This is a genomic window from Burkholderia sp. BCC1977 (genome assembly GCF_905339595.1).
Lineage (GTDB): Bacteria > Pseudomonadota > Gammaproteobacteria > Burkholderiales > Burkholderiaceae > Burkholderia.
Window position 1 is genome coordinate 77,067 of record NZ_CAJPGQ010000008.1, and the last position, 19,037, is coordinate 96,103.

Below are 19,037 nucleotides of genomic sequence, written 5' to 3' on the forward strand. Positions count from 1 at the left end.
CGCGCGCAAACGATTGCGGTCGCCTTTCATTCGATTCCGCTTACCATAAAAAATGCCAAAAAAATTTGAATCGGGCGTATTTCCAGATGGAGTAGAGGGGATCGTTGGAATGACTTGAGCAAGTAATACCTACCGTATTAGTATGGCGCCGCACCACAAGGAATGAATCGGCGCCGCGGGTATTTCCCGCGGTGCGTCGGCAATGGGCGCGGCCAACGGCCGCGACACGTCCGGCGCCCGCCATTGCGCACCTGCAGCATGCCGCGACGCCGAGACGCCGCATCCACCGGAGAACGACGATGCCGACCGAAAAACACGTGGTCCCGCTACCGAATGGTCTGAAGGTCTACGTCGAACGGAACGTGTTCGATCCGTCGTTCGACACGGCGATGCTCGTCAACGGCGCGCTCGCGACGACCGCCTCGTTCGGACAGACCGTCCAGTATCTCGGCGAGCGGATGAACACGATCTGCTTCGACTTGCCGTATGCGGGGCAGTCGCGCCAGCACAACCCCGGCTGCTTCATCCTGACCAAGGACGACGAGGCCGCGATCCTCCAGCATCTGGTCGAGCGCTTCGCGCCCGCGTTTCTCGTGTCGGTGTCGTGGGGCGGCGTGGCGTCGCTGTTCGCGCTCGCGCGCGGCTGCCCGAGCGTGCGGCGCGCGGCGATCTGCTCGTTTTCGCCGTTCCTGAACGACGCGATGGTCGACTACGTGACGCGCGCCCGCGACCACATCGCGGCCGGCGAGAACCTGAAAGCCGCGCAACTGCTGAACGATACGGTCGGCCGCTACCTGCCGCGCATCATGAAGCTGTACAACTACCGGTATCTGACGCGCCTGCCGCGCGACGAGCAGGACCAGGTCGCGTTCCACGTCGACCAGATCCTGTCGCTGCAGCCGGAGCGCTACCTGAGCGAGTTCTCGAACATCGGCTGCGAACTGCTGTTCCTGAACGGCGAGCGCGACGAGTACACGACGCCGGCCGATGTCCGCCAGCTGGCCGCGCACGTGCCGCGCGCGCGCTTCGCGACGATTCCCGACGCCGGCCATTTCCTCGACATCGAAGGCCGTGCGCAGCGCGAGACCACGCGGGCGGCGCTGCTCGACTTCTTCTGCGACGCGCCGTCCGTTGCCGCGGGCATCGCGCGCGGCGCCGCGCACGCGTGCGTGTCCGCGCCGATGCCGGCCCTGTCGTCGTGACGCGGCACGCCGCGCACCGGGCACACCGGGCACACCGGGCACATCCGAATTCTCATCCACACGAGGCAGGCCAGCCGTGAATATCGTTCAGACCATCGCCATCGTCGTTCCGTGGGCCGTATGGCTCGCCTACTGGATCGCGACGTCGCAGGCCGTGAAGACGACCGTGCGCAAGGAGGCGTCGCGCTCGCGCACGCTGCAGTCGATTCCGTTGATCGTCGGCGGCGCGCTGATCATCCTGCCCGATCCGTCGTGGCAGGCGCTCGTGCCCGACTGGCAGCGCTTCGGCCTGCCGGCCCAATGCGGGCTCGCGGTGCTCGTCGCGGGGCTGCTGTTTTCCGTATGGGCGCGGCTGCATCTCGGCACGAACTGGAGCGTGTCCGTCACGCTGAAGGAAAACCACGAACTCGTTCGCACCGGCCCGTACGGCCTCGTGCGTCATCCGATCTACACCGGCTGCCTGATCGCGCTGGTCGGCGCCGCGCTGATCGGCGGCGAATGGCGCGGCGCGCTCGGCGTCGCGCTCGTGTTCGCGTCGCTCGCGTACAAGGTGCGCGTCGAGGAGAGCTGGCTGACCGGCCATTTCGGCCCGGCGTATGCGCAGTACCGCCGCGAGGTCGCGGCGCTGATCCCCGGCTTCTACTGATCCCCGCGAGGCGCGCGATGGCGAAGGTGATCGTGACCGCGATCGGCTCGGCCGGCGATGTGCATCCGCTGCTCGGCGTCGCGCGTGCGCTCGCGATGCGCGGCCACGACGTCGTGTTCTGCACGCATCCGCCGTTCGAGGCGGCCGCGCGCCGCTGCGGCTTCGGGTTCGTGCCGGTCGGCACCGCGGCCGAGTACGAGGCCGCGATGGCGAACCCGGCGCTGTGGGATCCGCGCACGTCGTTTCGCACGCTGTGGCAGGTGATCGCACCCGTGCTGCGTCCGCACTACGACGCGCTGCGCGCGCTGACCGATCGCGACACGGTGCTGGTGGGTACGCTGTGGGCGTTTTCCGCGCGCTTCATGCAGGAGCTGCACGGCACGCCATACGTGTCGGTGCAGGTGTCGCCGTCGACGCTGTTGTCCGCGCACGTGCCGCCGACGCATCCGCGCCTGACGATTCCCGCGCGCTGGCCGCTGCCGGTGAAGGCGGCGCTGATGACGCTGATCGAGCGGCAGGTGCTCGACCGCGTGTGCGGGCCGGCGCTCAATGCGGTGCGCCGCGATCTCGGGCTCGCGCCCGCGCGGCGCGTGCTCGGCCGCTGGCTGCATTCGACCGACGGCGTGCTGTGCCTGTTTCCCGACTGGTTCGCACCCGCGCAGCGCGACTGGCCGACGCATTTTCTGCAAAGCGGCTTTCCGCTCTTCAACGACATCGCGGCACCTGACGACGATCCCGCGCTCGACGCGTTTCTCGCGGCCGGCGAGCCGCCCGTGGTCTTCACCGCCGGGTCGACGCGGGTCGATCACGCCGCGTATGCGCGCGCGGTCGCGGATGCGCTGCGCGCGACCGGCGCACGCGGGATCCTGCTGGGCCCGCACGATGCGGCAACGGACGGCGACCGGCTGCGGGTGCGCCGCTTCGTGCCGATGCGCACGCTGCTGCCGCGTTGCCGCGCGCTCGTGCATCACGGCGGGATCGGCACCGCGGCGCTCGCGTTCGAAGCCGGAATTCCGCAGGTCGTGACGCCGTTCGCGCACGACCAGTTCGACAATGCGCAGCGCGTCGCGACGAGCGGCTGCGGCGTGCGGGTCGACGGCCCCGTCGACGGCGCGCGTCTCGGTGCGGCCCTCGCGCGCGTGCTCGGCGAACCCGATTTCGCGGTGCGTGCGGCACGCACCCGTGCGCGGGTACAGGCGGCGCCGGACGGTTGCGAGACGGCCGCCGATTTCATCGAGCGCTTCGCGCCGAACCACGGCCGGGACGTCATGCCGGCCGACGCCGCGACGGTGGGCACATGAGCACGGCGTCGCCGCTTCAGGACACGCCGGCCGCCCTCGATGCGCGCGAGCCCGCCCCCGCCGCGCCGCCGGTGCGCGGCGCGCGGCTCGCGCTGCTGACGTTCGCGCTGTCGCTCGCGACCTTCATCGAAGTGCTCGACTCGACCGTGACCAACGTCGCGGTGCCGGCGATCTCCGGCAGTCTCGGCGTCTCGAACAGCCAAGGCACGTGGGTGATCAGCTCGTATTCGGTCGCGGCCGCGATCGCGGTGCCGCTGACCGGCTGGCTCGCGCGGCGCGTCGGCGAACTGCGGCTGTTCGTCGGCGCGGTGCTGCTGTTCACGCTGACGTCGCTGCTGTGCGGGCTCGCGCGCGACCTGCACGTGCTGGTGGTCTGCCGCGCGCTGCAGGGGCTGTGCTCGGGGCCGATGGTGCCGCTGTCGCAGACGATCCTGCTGCGCACGTTCCCGCCGGACAAGCGCACGGTCGCGCTTGCGCTGTGGGCGATGACGGTGCTGCTCGCGCCGATCTTCGGGCCGGTGGTCGGCGGCTGGATCGTCGACAGCTTCTCGTGGCCGTGGATCTTCCTGATCAACTTGCCGATCGGGCTGTTCTCGTTCGCGGTCTGCACCGCGATGCTGCGCCCCGATGCGCAGCGCGGCGCGGCCGGCCCGATCGACGTGCCGGGCATCGTGCTGCTCGTGATCGGCGTCGGCTCGCTGCAGGCGATGCTCGATCTCGGCCACGACAAGGGCTGGTTCGATTCGCCGCTGATCGTCACGCTGGCGGTGGTCGCGGGGCTCGCGATCGTGTCGCTGCTGATCTGGGAGGCGGGCGAGGCGCATCCGGTCGTCGACCTGAGCCTGTTTCGCGATCGCACATTCTCGTTCTGCGTGCTGATCATCTCGCTCGGGATGATGAGCTTCTCGGTGGTGGGCGTCGTGTTCCCGTTGTGGATGCAGGCGGTGATGGGCTACAACGCGTTCCACGCGGGGCTCGCCACCGCGTCGCTCGGGGTGCTCGCGCTGGTGTTCTCGATCCTCGTCGGCCTGCACGCGCATCGCTTCGATGCACGCGTGCTCGCGACGTTCGGCTTCCTCGTGTTCGCGGCCGTGCTCGCCTGGGACGCGCATTTCACGCTGAAGATGACGTTCGCGCAGATCGCCGCGCCCGGGCTGATCCAGGGAATCGGGCTGCCGTGCTTCTTCATTCCGCTGACGGCCGCGACGCTGTCGCGCATTCCGGACGACCGGCTCGCGGCCGCGTCGAGCCTGTCGAACTTCCTGCGCACGCTGTCCGCCGCATTCGGCACCGCGATGAGCGTGACGCTGTGGGACAACCGCGCGACCTATCACTACGACGTCGTGTCGCAATCGGTCACGCATGCGTCGGCCAACACGCAGCGCTTCGTGCACACGCTGAACGCGATGGGCGTGGACGGCGTGCGCGAGCTGTCCACGCTGCACCAGGTCGTGATGCAGCAGGCATACATGATGGCGACGGGCGACATGTTCTGGATGGCGAGCATGACCTGCCTCGGGCTCGCCGCGATGATGTGGCTGACGCGGCCGAAGCGCGGCGCGGCGGCTTCGTTCGGACATTGAGGAGAGCGGCATGACGACACTCGGCGCACTCGTGATCCTGTATCACCCGACCGACGCGCAGCTCGCGGCGCTCGGCGCGTGGCGGCACGCGTGCGATGCGCTGCTCGTCGTCGACAACACGCCGCAGCCCGATGCGCGGGCAAGCGACATGTGCGCGCGCGACGGCATCGCGCTGCTGCATCACGGCAATCGCGGCGGAATCGCGGGCGCATACAACGCGGGGCTCGCGGCGCTGTTTCGCGACAACGTCGATGCGGTCGCGCTGTTCGATCAGGATTCGTCGGTGCCGGCCGGCTATTTCGCGACGATGCGCGATGCGTGTGCAGGGCTCGCCGGGCGCGCGTTTCTCGCCGGCCCGCGCATCTTCGACGAGAATGCGCGCAGCTTCCTGCCCGAGCTCGCGACCAACGGGATCGCGTTGCGCCGGCTGCGTCTCGTGCCCGACGCGCCGCCGCAGCGCTGCGCGTTCCTGATCTCGTCGGGCTGCGTCGTGTCGCGCGCCGCGTTCGACGTGCTCGGCCGCTTCGACGAGACGCTGTTCATCGATCACGTCGACACCGAGTACAGCTTCCGCGCGCTCGCGCGCAACGTGCCGCTCTACGTCGTGCCGTCGCTGGTGCTGCCGCACCGGATCGGCGCGAAGCAGCGTCACGCGTTCGGTCCATTCGAAATGACGTCGATGAATCACTCGTGGCAACGGCGCTACTACAGCGCACGCAATGCGGTGCAGCTCGGGATGCAGTACGGGTTGCGCTTTCCGGTGGCGATCGTGCCGAACCTGCTGACCGTGTGGCAGGTCGTGCAGATCGCGCTCGTCGAGCGTGACAAGCGCGACAAGCTCGCCGGCATCCTGTTCGGCATCGCGGACGGCCTGTTCGGCCGGCTCGGTCCGCTCGAGCGCACGCGGCCGCGTCTGGCTGCCCGCGCGCAGCGCGTGCAGCAGGGATGAGGGCGGCGATGGAACGCATCACGAAAGCGGCGCGACCGGCGAGCGGCGGGCGACGCGGCTGGACGATCCTCGCGGCGGCCGCGCTGCTGGCGCTGGGCGGCTGCGTGCCGTCGGGGTTCCTGCCGTCGCTGTCGCTGCGCGCGCCGGCGGGCGACGCGCTCGCGCATACCGCGGGGCCCGGTGCGGACGGCGCGTGGCCCGCGCCCGACTGGGTGAAGCAACTGCAGGATCCGCAGCTCGACGATCTGGTCGCGGAGGCGTCGCGCAACAATCCGGATCTGCAGGTCGCGCAGGCGCGGCTGCGGATCGCGCAGGCACAGCTGCGCCAATTCGATTCGCTGACCGGCTTGACCGGCACGGCCGGCGCGACGGTCAGCCGCGCGCGGATGCCGAAGCCGGGCGACATCGCCGACGTGACGGCCGGTGGTTATCGCGTGCCGGTCGAGATTTTCGGCGATCCGGTCGTGTCGCCGTCGTCGGTGTTCGTCGGGCTGAACTATCAGCTCGACCTGTGGGGCAAGAACCGCGCGGCGACGAAGAGCCTGATGTCGCTGCGCGACGCGGCGGGTGTCGAGGCCGAGCAGGTGCGGCTCACGCTCGCGGTCGCGATCGTCACCGTGTATTGCCAGCTCGACCAGGCGTACGCGGCGCGCGACCTGCTGCAGCAGAAGCTGAAGATCAGCCAGCGCGTGACGGCCGTGCTGCGCGAGCGCACCGCGCGCGGCCTCGACAACGCATACGACGCGAGCGACGCGTCGATCAAGCGCAGCCGGCTGCTCGAACAGATCGCACTGAACGACGAGCAGATCAAGCTCGCACAATTGCAGCTCGGCGTGCTGTCCGGACGGGGCCCCGAGCGCGGGCTCGCGCTGCAGCGGCCGCGCGTCGGCGCGTTCCCCGGCGGCGCGTTGCCCGCCCGGCTGCCGGCCGATCTGCTCGGCCGCCGGCCCGACATCGTCGCCGCGCGATTGCGCGTCGAAGCCGCGTTCGCGAATGCCGATTCGACGCGCGCGCAGTTCTATCCGGACGTGAACCTCGTCGCGCTCGGCGGCGTGTTCGCGCTGACGCCCGCGTCGCTGTTCTCGCGCGACGCGCTCGCCGGCTCCGTCGGCCCGGCGATCTCGCTGCCGGTGTTCGACCGCGGCCGGTTGAAGGCGAAGCTCGGCGCGGACGTCGCGCAGGCCGACGTCGCGATCGGGCTGTACAACAAGACCGTCGACGACGCGCTCGGTCAGGTCGCGCAGCTCGTCACGTCGTTGCAGACCGCGCAGACGCTCGTCATGCAGCAGCAGGACGCCGTCGCCGCCGCGCAGAAGATCGTGCAGATCGCGGCCGACCGCCATCGGCGCGGCGTGCTGATGCAGAAGGACGTCGATGTCGCGGACTTGACGCTGATCGACGAGCGCGCGCAGCTGATCGCGTTGCTCGGGCGGCAGCGGACGCTGCGCGTCGGGCTGGTCGGCGCGCTCGGCGGCGGGTTCGATGCGAGCGCAACGATGGCATCCGCTTCGTCATCGGCGCCTGCCGCGCGCGCCGCGCAAGGCACGCGGACGAAGCGTGGCGCGACGGCGAACGCCGCGGCCCGCGGCAACGCGCCGGACACCGGTACGGAAGCGCATCGCGCGGCCGCGTCAGGTAACGGTAACGCGCCGCGTGCCGCGCGGATCGACCCGCCTGCACCGATCGTGACGCCGCGCGGTGCGTCTGCCGGCACCACAGGCGTGAACGTCGGTGCGCGCAGCGCGGTACCGACGATCGCCACCGATGCGCGCGCGACCGCGATCCCCCTGTTCCAGCATGACCGCCTGATCGTTACGCAAAGCGACTGATGCACCACGACAACCTTCATACCGCCGCGCAGCCGGCCGCCCTGAACGACCCCGCACTCGACGCGCGCCGGGCGACGCGCCGCAAGCGCTTCACGCTGTTCTTCGCGGTCGTGCTGCTGGCCGCGCTCGTCTGGATCGCGTTCTGGCTGTTGCGCGACCGCTATTACGAGGACACCGACGACGCGTACGTCGCGGGCAGCATCGTGCAGGTCGCCGCGCAGATCCCGGGCGCCGTGACCGACGTGCTGGTCGCCGATACGCAGGCCGTGCGCGCCGGACAGACGCTCGTGCGGCTCGACGACACGGAAGCGTCCGTCGCGTTCGCGCAGGCGAAGGCGCAGCTCGTGCAGGCCGTGCGGCAGGTCGCGAACGCGAAGATCTCGAACACGATGTACGTGGCAGCCGTGAACGCACGCCAGGCCGACCTGTCGCTCGCGCAGCGCGCGCTCGTCGCGCGTTCGGGTGCCTCGGTCGAGATCGTCGCGCCGGAGGAGCTGGCACGCGCCCGCGCGGCGGTCGCCGGCGCGCAGGCGAACCTCGCGGCCGCGCAGGCGCAGCTCGACGCGGCGCGGGCGCTCGGCAGCAAGCTGCCGGTCGACGAGAGTCCGGCCGTCGTGCAGGCCGCCGCGCAGTTCAAGCTCGCTTACCGGAACCTGAAGCGCACGATGATCGTCGCGCCGGTCGACGGCACGATCGGCCAGCGGTCGGTGCAGGCCGGCCAGCAGGTCGGGCCCGGCGTGCCGCTGATGTCGATCGTGCAGCTCAACCGGCTGTGGATCGAGGCGAATTTCAAGGAAGGGCAGATCCGTCACATGCGCGTGGGCCAGCCGGTCGACGTGGTGTCGGACCTGTACGGGTCGCGTGTCGTCTATCGCGGCCGCGTGCAGGGCTTCTCGGCCGGCACCGGCAGCGCGTTCTCGATGCTGCCGTCGCAGAATGCGGCCGGCAACTGGATCAAGGTCGTGCAGCGCGTGCCGGTCGTGATCGCGATCGATCCCCGCGACCTGGCCGCGCATCCGCTGCGGGTCGGGCTGTCGATGCGCGCGACGGTCGATACGCGCAACCGCGACGGCCATGCGCTCGACAGCGAGCCGCCGACGCCCGCCGTCAGCACGCGCATGCACGACGGGGTGGCGAGCGACGCGGAAGCGGCCGCCGCGGCGATCGTTCGCGAGAATCAGGGCGGGTAACGCGCGCCCGACCGGCGGGGCGGGCCGATCGCGACGCTCGGCCGGGCCCCGCGCCCGCGCGTTCGGCGGTGCCACTTTCCCGCCTTCCGACCGCATTCCCGCCGCCTTCCCGGCCCGACTTTCGTGTTTCCGCCATCGATGTCGGCACCGATCAAACGCATGTCGCGTTTGAGACATCGGTGCCCCCGCCTCCGGGACTACTCTCGAACAGCACGTTGCGAGTGCGCCGCATCCGCCCGGCGCGCCGCAGCGCCATCCAACGAGACATGGAGACAATACGATGAGCAGCAATCGAGGTGTCGTCTATCTTGGGCCGGGCCAGGTCGAAGTTCAGAAGATCGATTATCCGAAGATGGTCGATCCGACCGGCCGCGCGATCGGCCACGGCGTGATCCTGAAAGTGGTGAGCACGAACATCTGCGGCTCCGACCAGCACATGGTGCGCGGCCGCACGACCGCCCCGGTGGGCCTCGTGCTCGGTCACGAGATCACGGGCGAAGTGGTCGAGGTGGGCCGCGACGTCGAGACGCTGAAGCTCGGCGATCTCGTGTCGGTGCCGTTCAACGTCGCGTGCGGCCGCTGCGCGATGTGCAAGGACACGCATACGGGCGTGTGCCTGAACGTGAACCCGTCGCGTGCCGGCGGCGCGTACGGCTACGTCGACATGGGCGGCTGGATCGGCGGCCAGGCCGAGTACGTGCTCGTGCCGTACGCGGACTTCAACCTGCTGAAATTCCCGGATCGCGACCAGGCAATGGCGAAGATCCGCGACCTGACCTGCCTGTCCGACATTCTGCCGACCGGTTATCACGGCGCGGTGAGCGCGGGCGTGAAGCCGGGCTCGACGGTCTACATCGCGGGCGCGGGCCCGGTCGGGATGGCGGCGGCCGCATCGGCGCGCCTGCTCGGCGCGGCGGTGACGATCGTCGGCGACATGAACGCGGAACGCCTCGCGCACGCGCGGGCGATGGGCTTCGAGACGGTCGACCTGTCGAAGGACGCGTCGCTCGGCGAGCAGATCGAGCAGATCCTCGGCGTGCCGGAGATCGACTGCGCGGTCGACTGCGTCGGCTTCGAGGCGCACGGCCACGGTTCGTCGGGCCATTCCGAGGAAGCGCCCGCGACGGTGCTGAACTCGCTGATGGAAATCACGCGACCGGCCGGCGCGATCGGCATTCCGGGCCTGTACGTGACGGACGATCCGGGCGCGAAGGACAAGGCCGCGCAGCACGGCAGCCTGAGCATCCGCTTCGGTCTCGGCTGGGCGAAGTCGCATTCGTTCTTCACGGGCCAGACGCCGGTGCTCAAGTACAACCGCAACCTGATGCAGGCCATCCTGTTCGACCGTCTGCCGATCGCGAAGATCGTCAACGTCGAGGTGATCTCGCTCGACCAGGCGCCGGAAGGCTACAAGAAGTTCGACGGCGGCGCGCCGCGCAAATTCGTGATCGACCCGCACGGTTTGCTGGCGGCCTGACGCACGAACGGGCGGAAAATGAAACGGGCGGCGCCGGAGACGGTGCCGCCCGTTTTTGCTGTGGCCGTGCGCGGCGGGCGCTGGCGAACCCCGATCGCTGCGGCCCGTGATTGCTGCGATAATCATCGCCCGTTCCCGACCCTTTACCGCCGTCCGGCGGCGACCCACGGATGGCCAAAGCACTCCCTCTCGCCGCGCTGCACACGTTCGTCGAAGTGGCGCGATGCGGCAGCATGAAGCAGGCGGCCGACCTGCTCTGCATCTCTCCCGGCGCGGTGAGCCAGCATGTCCGCAATCTCGAGGATCGCCTCGCCGTGCGCCTGTTCGAGCGTACCGGCCGCGAACTCGAGCTGACCGGCACGGGCCGCGCGCTGTTCGACCAGCTCGCCGGCGGGTTCAACGAGATCGAGGCAGCGTGGGAGAACGTGCACGGCGCGAACCGGCGCATCGTGCGCCTCGCGGTGACGACCACCGCGTCCTTCGCGAACACGTGGCTCGTGCAGCGCCTCGGCTCGTTCAACGCCGCATACCCTGAAATCGAGATCACCGTCGAGACCCGTGCGCAACTGGTCGACCTGCGGCGCGACTACGTCGACGTCGCGATCCGGCACGGGTTGGGCCGTTATCCGGGGCACGCATCGTTCCGTATCTGGACACCCGAGCTGTGGCCGGTCTGCAGCCCGCACCTGCTCGATCCGGCCCGCCCGATCGACGCGCCGGCCGACTGCCTGTCGTATCCGCTGCTGCAGGACGCGGACCGCGCCGACTGGGTGCTGTGGCTGCGCGCGCAGGGCATCGAGGATGCGCGTGCGCCGCGCGGCGCGAGCTTCAGCGAGGATGCGCTGCTGATCAAGGCGGCGGTGGCCGGGCAGGGCATCGCGCTCGTGCGCGACATCTACGCGCGCGACGAAGTCGCGGCCGGGCGGCTGGTGCGTGTGCTCGCGCGGCCCTGGCCGACCGAGCTGTCCTATTACGTCGTCTGCAGCGACGCGCGTCGTGACGAATGGAAGATCGCGGCGTTCCGCGACTGGCTCGCGCGCGAGATCGGCGGCGACGACTGCCCGCGCGACCTACTGGCGTGATCCGCGCACCGCGCCGGTCGCGAACCCCTTGAGCTTGCCGGTCGCGAGCGCGGTGCCGAACAGGATGATCGCGCACCCGGCGATCGTTTGTGCGGTGATCGTCTCGTGCAGGAAGATCGCGCCCCACACCACGCCGAAGATCGGGATCAGGAACGTGACCGACGCCGCGTATTGCGCGCCGGCGTTGCGGATCAGCCCGAAATACAGCAGGTACGCGACGGCCGTGCAGATCGCGCCGAGCAGGATCACGGCGATCCAGGCGGACCCGTGAACCGGGCTTGGCGGCCACATCGGCACGGCAAGCGGCACGAGCACGATCGCCGCGAACAACTGGCTGCCGAACGCCGACACGAACGGCCGGACGCTCGCCAGCTTGCGCTTCGAGTAATGCGCGGCAAACCCGTACGACAGTGTCGCGAGCATCGCGGCCGCGATTGCGCGCGGCGCGCCGGGCGTGCCGGCGCCGATCGCCGACCCGGCGAGCACGACGACGCCGGCGAACCCCACGGCGAGGCCGAGCGTCTGCGGCTTCGTCAGCGGCGTGCGCAGCCACAGGTATGCGACGAGCGCGGTCCATAGCGGGGTCGTCGCGTTCAGGATCGAATCGGTGCCGGCCGACACGTACAAGGCCGCATAGGTCAGCAGGCAAAACGGCAGCGCCGAGTTGAAGACGCCGACGACGAACAGCGGCACCGCGTGCGTGCGGAATTCGCGTCGTGCGTCCGCGCCGCGAAGCACCGGCAACAGCAGCACGGCCGCGATCGCGACGCGCAGCGCGATCAGCGGGATCGCGCCGAATTCCGGCGCGCCCATGCGCATGAACAGAAAGGACGCACCCCAGATTGCAGCGAGGGTGACGAGTTGCAGTGCATTCATCGACGGGCTCCGTTCCGTGGGTGGGTCAGGCCACCCATTGAACGTCACGCGTCCGTCGCGATGCAAACCCGATTTCGTGAGGGCCGGTTTAGAAAACTGAAGCGGTGCGCCTGGCGCTCAGTGTCCGCGATAGACCATCGCCAGTTGGGTCTCGCTCGCCAACGCGCGTCGACCGTGGCGCGTATGCAGGCTCACGCGGCGGATCGCGTGCCCGCGTCGCGGCGCGGCGGCACCGCCTTTCCAGTCGGCGACGCGCATGCCGCCGCGTGCGCGTACCGGCTCGCGCACCGCCGGTGCATGCCGTGCGAGCGTCGTTGCCATGCGTCCGGTCGCGTGTCGGCTCGTGCCGGCAAGGTCCGGTTGATCGGCTTCGCTCGGCTGGCCGGCGTCGGCGAGCCGAGCGGTGTCGACCGCCGCGCGGTCGGCCGGATGAAACGCATAGGCGGGGGCGGGCGCGACCGGCAACGTCGGCGCGTCGGCTGCATGCAGACCGGCATCGGCCGCCGCCGGGCCCGGCGCACCCTGGCCGTGACAGACGGGGTCGGCCCTGCAGGTCCGGTCGAACGTCACATAGCCGCCGACCAGCAGCACGAGGGTCAGGATGCTCAGCAGCGGCGCGCTCGACGCGCGCGGCTGCCGGACCGCCGCGCTGCGCACCGCGGCGGCGACGCGCGACGACCACGTCGGGACGGGTGGCGCGTCGTGCCGGGGCGCCGCCTGCGCGGGATGCACATCGTCGTCTTGCTCGCTTCGGTCGCGCGGTTCGCGCAGCGGCGCGAACGGCCGGTCCCCCAATCCGCAGACGGGGCACTGCTCGGCGGCGCGCAATGCCATGAAGCCGCAGTGCCGGCAACGCTGGCGGACGGCATCGCGCGGCTCGGCGCGCAGGTTCAGTGCGCCGCGCAGCGTGTCGCGCGTGCGGACTGTCCGGTTGGGCAGGACTTGCATGATCGTTGCTACCTCGTCTGTCGCTGCCGCCCCGCGAGCGTCCCGATGGTCTGCATCGCGTCCTCGACGGCAGGGGTCCACGGCCGGCCGTAGTTCAGCCGGACGTAGCGGTGAAAGGCGCCCGTCATGGAAAAGATCGGCCCGGGCGCGAGGCTGACGCCGTTCTCCATCGCGTCGCCGAACAACTGCATCGCATCCACGTGCGGCGGCAATTCGATCCACAGGAAATACCCGCCGCGTGGTGCATACACCTCCGTGTCGGGCGGGAAGTACGCGCGGACGGCCGCCAGCATCTGCGCCTGGTGCGCGGCCAGGTTGCGGCGGAGCCTGCGCAGGAAGCGGTCGTACGCGCCGTTGCGCAAGTAGCTGGATACGGCCATCTGCGCGGGCACGTCGGCCGCCGGCGCGCTCGCGTTCTTCACCTGGCTGATCTGCTTCACGTAGCGTCCTGCCGCGACCCAGCCGACCCGGAAACCGGGGGCGAGGCACTTCGAGAACGAACCGCAATGCAGTACCAGCCCGCTTTCGTCGTACAGCTTCGCGGGCCGCGTGGGCGTCGGGCCGAAGTGCAGTTCGCCGAACACGTCGTCCTCGATCAGCGGCACGCGGTGCGACGCGAGCAGGTCGATCAGCGCGCGCTTGCGCTCGTCGGGCAGCGTCGCGCCGGTCGGGTTGTGGAACGAGGTCATGAACCAGCAGGCGCGCACCGGATGCGTGTCGAGCGCGTCGGCGAGCGCATCGAGATCGAGGCCGGTGCGCGGATCCACCGGAATTTCGATGGCCTTCAGATGCAGCCGCCGCACGGCCTGCAGTACCGCGTGGTAGGCCGGGCGTTCGATCGCGACGAGGTCGCCGGGGCGCGTGAGCGCCTGCAGGCTCAGCGTCAGCGCTTCGGCCGCGCCGGTCGTGATGACGATCTCTTCCAGCGGCAATGACGCGCCCGCGTTCAGGTAGCGCAGCGCGATCTGGCGGCGCAGCGCTTCGTGGCCGGGCGGCAGTCCGGCCAGCAGTTTCGCGCGGTCCATGTTGCGGGCCGCCGTCGCCGCAGACCGCCACAGGCTGCTCATCGGAAACAGCGAATAGCTGGCGAACGCGGAACCCAGCGGCACGATGTCGTCGCACTTGAGCGAGTCGAGCAAGCGGAGCAGCGCATCGTCGCCGCCGGTCTGTGTCGCGGCCGGTTTGCGCGGCGTGTCGTGACTCGCGCGCACACGTTTGTCATCGAGGTTCGCAACGAAATATCCGGAGCGCGCACGCGCGGTGATCAGGCCCTCGCTTTCGAGCGTGTAGTACGCACGAAACACGGTGGAAGGACTTACACGGTAAGCGCGGCACGCCGCGCGCACGGTCGGGATGCGCGCGCCGGCTCCGAGGTCGCCACGCCGGATCGCGTCGGCAATCGTCTGTGCAAGCGCCGCATATCGCTTCATGCCTGCCCTCCGGCCGATCGCGGCCGTCGTGAAAAAAAGAGTAGCACGGCATCCGCCGCGTTCAATCCCGCCCTCAAACGCTGATTCGCCTGTCGCTGATCCGGTTGTTTTCGAATCGCTCTGATCCTTTTCATCAGACGAGCGAACAGGCATGCTGCGCAATCCTCATTCCCGATGCGTGATCGCTATGGCGTTCACGCTGCCCGATGGCCGACCGTGACCCCCGCGCACCGTGCGCGGGACCTTGTCCGCAGCCTCCTTACCTTACCCGGAAGCAACCAGCGTGAAATCGAAGTTCCTCGTCGCCGGCCTCGTGGCCGGCATCGCCCTCGACCTGTTCAGCGGCACCGCCGCAGCGGCCTGCATCAACAATCCCCCGGCGCAGTCCAACGCGTCGTTTCCTGCCGCACTGACCGGCAAGCTGGTCTATCACAGCTACGTCAAATACGGCGACGGCACGAGCCAGCTGTTCCTGTACGACTTTTCCGCCCATACGCTCACGCAACTGAGCAAGAGCAGCTGGGGCATCACCGATCCGATGAACGGCGTGTTCAGCCCCGACGGCAAGTGGCTCGCGTTCATGGGCATCAGCAACGGCGCATGGAACGTGTTCATGCTGCAGCTCGGCGCCGGCACGCCGCCCGTCAACCTGACGAACAGCACGGGTGCGACGCGCAACGAGGATCCGAAGTTCAGCGCGGACGGCAAGACGCTCGTGTTCAAGCAGAACGGCGACGTGAAGCAGGGCACGCTGTCGTACACCAGCGCGGGCCCGGTGTTCACGTCGGTCGTGAGCCTCACCAACGCACCGGCCGGCGCCGAATATTCGATGCCGTTCCTCGCGCCGGACGCGAGCGCCGTCTACTACGCGACGGGCACCGGCTCGAACATGGGGCTGATGAAGCGCACGATCGCGACCGGTACGACCGCCACGTTCGATCATCCGGCCGGTCTGCAGACCTACTATCCGGTCGTGCGCGGCGACGGCACGGTGTTCTACGCGCGCTGGAAGGACACGGGCGGCGCCGACCAGATCTATACGAAGACCGCGGATCCGGCATCGACGCCGAACGCGCTGTCGATCAACGATTGCATGAGCAACAACTCGGACCCGGCGCCGGTGAGCGGCACGAACTACGTGTTCTTTTCGTCGACGACGGCGGGCGGCTACCAGCTCTACGTCGGCGATGTGACGACCGGTCAGCGCTGGAGCCTGTCGCAGTTCGGCGTGAACGCGGATTCGACCCGCGCGAAGCTCGGCGCGAGCTACTACGGCGGCCCGGCCGCCGCGCAGCCGACGCTATTGTCGCAAGGACGTCCGGCCGCGGCCTCGGCGAGCTACAACGCGTCGCTGACGCCGGACAAGGCGTTCGACGGCAACACGACCAGCACGCGCTGGGATTCGCCGGAAGGCGCGGGCGTCGATCCGCAATGGCTCTCCGTCGATCTCGGCGCGGTGAAGAAGATCAGCAGCGTCGATCTCTACTGGGACGCGGGCGCGCTCGTGTACCAGATCCAGACGTCGACCGACAACGCGAACTGGACGACGGTCTACTCGACGAACAACGGCGTGTCGTACGGTCACGTCACGCTGCCGAACCTGAACGCGCAGGGGCGCTACGTGCGGATGCTCGGCACGAAGCGGGCGACGCAGTGGGGGTACTCGCTCGACGAAATGCAGGTGTGGGGATCGTAAGCACCAATAAAAAAGCGGCCGCGACGGCCGCTTTTTTACTGCGCCACGCGCGCATCACGCATGAATCACGTGCGCCGGAAACGCCGGCGCGGCAGCCGTCGCGCCCTGCGCGAGCGGTGCGACCTGCTTGCGGCGCTCGCGCGTCGGCGCGACGCCGAACGCGTCGCGATAGCTCTTGCTGAAGTGGCATGCCGACTGGAAGCCGCACGCCATCGTGATGTGCATGATCGACATGTCGGTCTGCAGCAGCAGCTCGCGCGCGCGGCGCAGCCGCAGCGTCAGGTAATAGTGCGTGGGCGTCATCCCGAGATGCTCGCGGAACAGGCGCTGCAGCTGACGCTGCGACATGTTCGCGAGTCGCGCGAGTTCCTCGCGCGACAGCGGCTCCTCGATGTTGTTCTCCATCAGCGAGATCACTTCGAACAGCGACTTGTTCGCCGAGCCGAGCCGCGCGACGAGCGGCATCCGCTGTTGCGCGCTCGTGTCGCGCACGTGTTCGACGATGAACTGCTCGGCGATCTGCGTGACGCGCGCGGTGCCCACGCGCGCGGCGATCAGGTTCAGCATCATGTCGAGCGGCGCGACGCCGCCCGTGCACGTGATGCGGTCGCGGTCGACCACGAACAGTTCCTTCAGGAAGCGCGTGTCCGGAAACTCTTCCTTCAGCGCCGACATGTTTTCCCAGTGAATCGCGCACGCGTAGCCCGCGAGCAGCCCCGACTTCGCCAGGGCATAGGTGCCCGTGCACAGGCTGCCGAGCGGTAGCCCCAAGCGCGCGAAGCGGCGCAGTGTCGACAGATGAGCGGGCGTGGTCGCGCGCTGCACGTCGACGCCGCCGCACACGAACACGATATCCGGTTGCCCCACGCACTCGGCCGGCCCCGTGTCGACCGTGAGTCCGTTGCTCGCCGTGACCGGGCCGCCTTCCGAGCTGATCACCGACCAGCGGTAGAGTGGCTGGCCGCTCAGGTAGTTCGCCATCCGAAGCACCTCGATCGCATTCGTGAACGCGATCATCGTGAAATTCGGCAAGGGCATGAACGCGAAGTGGGAAAGCGACGCTGTGCGGTCGGGCGACATGGGGAGCGTTCCTTGAATCTCTAATAGCTTTTCGCCCGAGGGGCACGGGTCGGGCTGCCGTATTGTGTGAGCGAGCGCAACAAGCGTGCCATACGGCTAAACCCTAGCTCCATACGTTGTATGGGCGTCAGGCGGATGCTGCACTGCACCGTAAACGGGCTGCGCTGCACCCCGGATGCGCAGCACAGGCACCGGCGAAGTGCCTGTGCATAGGTGAACCGCACACGCCGGTTTGCTTGGTCATCCGAAAAAGCACGACCGGTCACTTGTACAAAACGGACGTGCATGGCGGAAAAGGCAAAGAACGCGTCTAAATTCATCAATCCGCCGAAAATCCGAACGACAAGAATAGAGCCGTCGGCAGCCTTGCACTGGATGCGCTGGAAACCCAGGTAGGGCGGGCCTCGAGCTTCGGTTTCACGCCCTTTATTCTTCGTCACGGACGCACTATGTCGAACACCCAGCCTTTCTTCTCGCAGCCCCTTGCCGAGCGCGACGCGCCGGTGCGCAGCGCCATCCTGAAGGAACTCGAGCGCCAGCAGTCGCAGGTCGAGCTGATCGCGTCGGAAAACATCGTGTCGCGCGCGGTGCTGGAGGCCCAGGGTTCGGTGCTGACCAACAAGTATGCGGAAGGCTATCCGGGCAAGCGTTACTACGGCGGCTGCGAATTCGCGGACGAGGTGGAGGCGCTGGCGATCGAGCGCGTGAAGCAGATCTTCAACGCCGGCTACGCGAACGTGCAGCCGCACTCGGGCGCGCAGGCGAACGGTTCGGTGATGCTCGCGCTCGCGAAGCCGGGCGACACGGTGCTCGGCATGTCGCTGGACGCCGGCGGCCACCTGACGCACGGCGCGAAGCCGGCACTGTCGGGCAAGTGGTTCAACGCGGTGCAGTACGGCGTGAACCGCGACACGATGCGGATCGACTACGACCAGGTCGAGGAACTCGCGCAGCAGCACAAGCCGAGCCTGATCATCGCCGGCTTCTCGGCCTACCCGCGCGCGCTGGACTTCGCACGTTTCCGCGCGATCGCCGACAGCGTCGGCGCGAAGCTGATGGTCGACATGGCGCACATCGCGGGCGTGATCGCCGCCGGCCGCCATGCGAACCCGGTCGAGCATGCGCACGTCGTCACGTCGACCACCCACAAGACGCTGCGCGGCCCGCGCGGCGGCTTCGTGCTGACCAACGACGAAGAGATCGCGAAGAAGATCAACTCGGCCGTGTTCCCCGGCCTGCAGGGCGGCCCGCTGATGCACGTGATCGCGGGCAAGGCCGTCGCGTTCGGCGAAGTGCTGCACGCGGACTTCAAGACCTACATCGACAACGTGCTCGCGAACGCGCAGGCGCTCGGCGAAGTGCTGAAGGCGGGCGGCGTGGACCTCGTCACCGGCGGCACCGACAACCACCTGCTGCTGGTCGACCTGCGCCCGAAGGGCCTGAAGGGCGCACCGGTCGAACAGGCGCTGGAACGCGCGGGCATCACCTGCAACAAGAACGGCATTCCGTTCGACACCGAGAAGCCGACCGTCACGTCGGGCATCCGCCTCGGCACGCCGGCCGGCACGACGCGCGGCTTCGGCGTCGCGGAGTTCCGCGAAGTCGGCCGTCTGATTCTCGAAGTGTTCGACGCGCTGCGCGCGAACCCGGAAGGCGACCACGCGACCGAACAGCGCGTGCGCCGCGAGATTTTCGCGCTCTGCGAGCGCTTCCCGATTTACTGATCGACGACCCCCACAAAAGCAGAG

16 protein-coding genes are annotated in these 19,037 nt (G+C 69.0%); 11 read left to right on the forward strand and 5 right to left on the reverse strand.

The window, feature by feature from the left end:
* The first annotated feature begins 299 nt into the window (after nt 1-299).
* The 9 genes from U5771_RS09495 (at nt 300) to U5771_RS09535 (ending at nt 11,259) form a co-directional block, all read left to right on the forward strand.
* Nucleotides 300-1,202 carry an alpha/beta hydrolase gene (locus U5771_RS09495; RefSeq protein ID WP_322023710.1) on the forward strand — a complete coding sequence of 301 codons (903 nt, stop codon included), beginning with the start codon at nt 300-302 and terminating at the stop codon, nt 1,200-1,202.
* 76 nt (nt 1,203-1,278) lie between these two features.
* A complete protein-coding gene (locus U5771_RS09500; protein WP_322023711.1) occupies nt 1,279-1,848 on the forward strand; it encodes an isoprenylcysteine carboxylmethyltransferase family protein in 570 nt (189 codons plus the stop codon).
* A gap of 17 nt (nt 1,849-1,865) precedes the next feature.
* A complete protein-coding gene (locus tag U5771_RS09505) occupies nt 1,866-3,149 on the forward strand; it encodes a glycosyltransferase (RefSeq protein WP_322023712.1) in 1,284 nt (427 codons plus the stop codon).
* Nucleotides 3,146-4,732: a DHA2 family efflux MFS transporter permease subunit gene (locus tag U5771_RS09510; RefSeq protein WP_322023713.1), complete on the forward strand. Its 1,587-nt coding sequence runs from the start codon at nt 3,146-3,148 to the stop codon at nt 4,730-4,732. The genes U5771_RS09505 and U5771_RS09510 overlap by 4 nt, the downstream gene beginning before the upstream one ends.
* Nucleotides 4,733-4,742: 10 nt before the next feature.
* Nucleotides 4,743-5,681 (forward strand): glycosyltransferase family 2 protein, encoded by a 939-nt coding sequence (locus tag U5771_RS09515; RefSeq protein ID WP_322023714.1) that lies wholly within the window; start codon nt 4,743-4,745, stop codon nt 5,679-5,681.
* Between the two features lie 8 nt (nt 5,682-5,689).
* Complete coding sequence (locus U5771_RS09520) at nt 5,690-7,510, forward strand: efflux transporter outer membrane subunit (protein ID WP_322023715.1); 1,821 nt, start codon at nt 5,690-5,692, stop codon at nt 7,508-7,510.
* On the forward strand, nt 7,510-8,700 hold the full coding sequence (locus U5771_RS09525) for an efflux RND transporter periplasmic adaptor subunit (RefSeq protein ID WP_322023716.1): 1,191 nt from the start codon (nt 7,510-7,512) through the stop codon (nt 8,698-8,700). Before U5771_RS09520 ends, U5771_RS09525 begins: the two co-directional genes overlap by 1 nt.
* A 280-nt stretch (nt 8,701-8,980) precedes the next feature.
* The gene (gene fdhA / locus U5771_RS09530) at nt 8,981-10,177 is read left to right on the forward strand and encodes a formaldehyde dehydrogenase, glutathione-independent (protein WP_098551258.1); all 1,197 of its coding nucleotides are present in this window, start codon (nt 8,981-8,983) and stop codon (nt 10,175-10,177) included.
* Between the two features lie 170 nt (nt 10,178-10,347).
* On the forward strand, nt 10,348-11,259 hold the full coding sequence (locus U5771_RS09535; RefSeq protein ID WP_322023717.1) for a LysR substrate-binding domain-containing protein: 912 nt from the start codon (nt 10,348-10,350) through the stop codon (nt 11,257-11,259).
* Here the strand turns inward: U5771_RS09535 and U5771_RS09540 are convergent.
* The 3 genes from U5771_RS09540 to U5771_RS09550 form a co-directional block, all read right to left on the reverse strand.
* Nucleotides 11,248-12,135 carry a DMT family transporter gene (locus U5771_RS09540; protein ID WP_322023718.1) on the reverse strand — a complete coding sequence of 296 codons (888 nt, stop codon included), beginning with the start codon at nt 12,133-12,135 and terminating at the stop codon, nt 11,248-11,250. The two genes, U5771_RS09535 and U5771_RS09540, sit on opposite strands and share 12 nt — an antisense overlap.
* A gap of 117 nt (nt 12,136-12,252) precedes the next feature.
* On the reverse strand, nt 12,253-13,083 hold the full coding sequence (locus tag U5771_RS09545) for an ATP-dependent serine protease (RefSeq protein ID WP_322023719.1): 831 nt from the start codon (nt 13,081-13,083) through the stop codon (nt 12,253-12,255).
* Nucleotides 13,084-13,091: 8 nt separating this feature from the next.
* Nucleotides 13,092-14,513, reverse strand: coding sequence for a PLP-dependent aminotransferase family protein (locus tag U5771_RS09550; protein ID WP_322023720.1), 1,422 nt, complete (start codon nt 14,511-14,513; stop codon nt 13,092-13,094).
* Between the two features lie 283 nt (nt 14,514-14,796).
* Here U5771_RS09550 and U5771_RS09555 point away from each other — a divergent pair, with 283 nt between their 5' ends.
* Nucleotides 14,797-16,209: a discoidin domain-containing protein gene (locus tag U5771_RS09555; protein ID WP_322023721.1), complete on the forward strand. Its 1,413-nt coding sequence runs from the start codon at nt 14,797-14,799 to the stop codon at nt 16,207-16,209.
* A gap of 54 nt (nt 16,210-16,263) precedes the next feature.
* Here U5771_RS09555 and U5771_RS09560 read toward each other — a convergent pair whose 3' ends face one another.
* Together U5771_RS09560 and U5771_RS09565 are read right to left on the reverse strand one after the other, a co-directional pair.
* Entirely contained in the window at nt 16,264-17,289 is a 1,026-nt protein-coding gene (locus U5771_RS09560; protein WP_322023722.1) for a GlxA family transcriptional regulator, read from the reverse strand.
* 20 nt (nt 17,290-17,309) lie between these two features.
* Nucleotides 17,310-17,729, reverse strand: a complete 420-nt coding sequence (locus U5771_RS09565) for a hypothetical protein (protein ID WP_322023723.1) — start codon at nt 17,727-17,729, stop codon at nt 17,310-17,312.
* A 9-nt stretch (nt 17,730-17,738) separates the two neighbouring features.
* On the opposite strand from U5771_RS09565, the gene U5771_RS09570 reads away from it, so the two are divergent.
* The gene (locus tag U5771_RS09570) at nt 17,739-19,013 is read left to right on the forward strand and encodes a serine hydroxymethyltransferase (protein WP_322023724.1); all 1,275 of its coding nucleotides are present in this window, start codon (nt 17,739-17,741) and stop codon (nt 19,011-19,013) included.
* Nucleotides 19,014-19,037 lie beyond the last annotated feature (24 nt).

Coding starts and splice junctions, on each gene's coding strand:
- U5771_RS09550 (WP_322023720.1), bottom strand. CDS start 14,513: ATGAAGCGATATGCGGCGCTTGCACAGACGATTGCCGACGCGATCCGG.
- fdhA (WP_098551258.1), top strand. CDS start 8,981: ATGAGCAGCAATCGAGGTGTCGTCTATCTTGGGCCGGGCCAGGTCGAA.
- U5771_RS09515 (WP_322023714.1), top strand. CDS start 4,743: ATGACGACACTCGGCGCACTCGTGATCCTGTATCACCCGACCGACGCG.
- U5771_RS09505 (WP_322023712.1), top strand. CDS start 1,866: ATGGCGAAGGTGATCGTGACCGCGATCGGCTCGGCCGGCGATGTGCAT.
- U5771_RS09560 (WP_322023722.1), bottom strand. CDS start 17,289: ATGTCGCCCGACCGCACAGCGTCGCTTTCCCACTTCGCGTTCATGCCC.
- U5771_RS09540 (WP_322023718.1), bottom strand. CDS start 12,135: ATGAATGCACTGCAACTCGTCACCCTCGCTGCAATCTGGGGTGCGTCC.
- U5771_RS09510 (WP_322023713.1), top strand. CDS start 3,146: ATGAGCACGGCGTCGCCGCTTCAGGACACGCCGGCCGCCCTCGATGCG.
- U5771_RS09570 (WP_322023724.1), top strand. CDS start 17,739: ATGTCGAACACCCAGCCTTTCTTCTCGCAGCCCCTTGCCGAGCGCGAC.
- U5771_RS09520 (WP_322023715.1), top strand. CDS start 5,690: ATGGAACGCATCACGAAAGCGGCGCGACCGGCGAGCGGCGGGCGACGC.
- U5771_RS09535 (WP_322023717.1), top strand. CDS start 10,348: ATGGCCAAAGCACTCCCTCTCGCCGCGCTGCACACGTTCGTCGAAGTG.
- U5771_RS09495 (WP_322023710.1), top strand. CDS start 300: ATGCCGACCGAAAAACACGTGGTCCCGCTACCGAATGGTCTGAAGGTC.
- U5771_RS09525 (WP_322023716.1), top strand. CDS start 7,510: ATGCACCACGACAACCTTCATACCGCCGCGCAGCCGGCCGCCCTGAAC.
- U5771_RS09545 (WP_322023719.1), bottom strand. CDS start 13,083: ATGCAAGTCCTGCCCAACCGGACAGTCCGCACGCGCGACACGCTGCGC.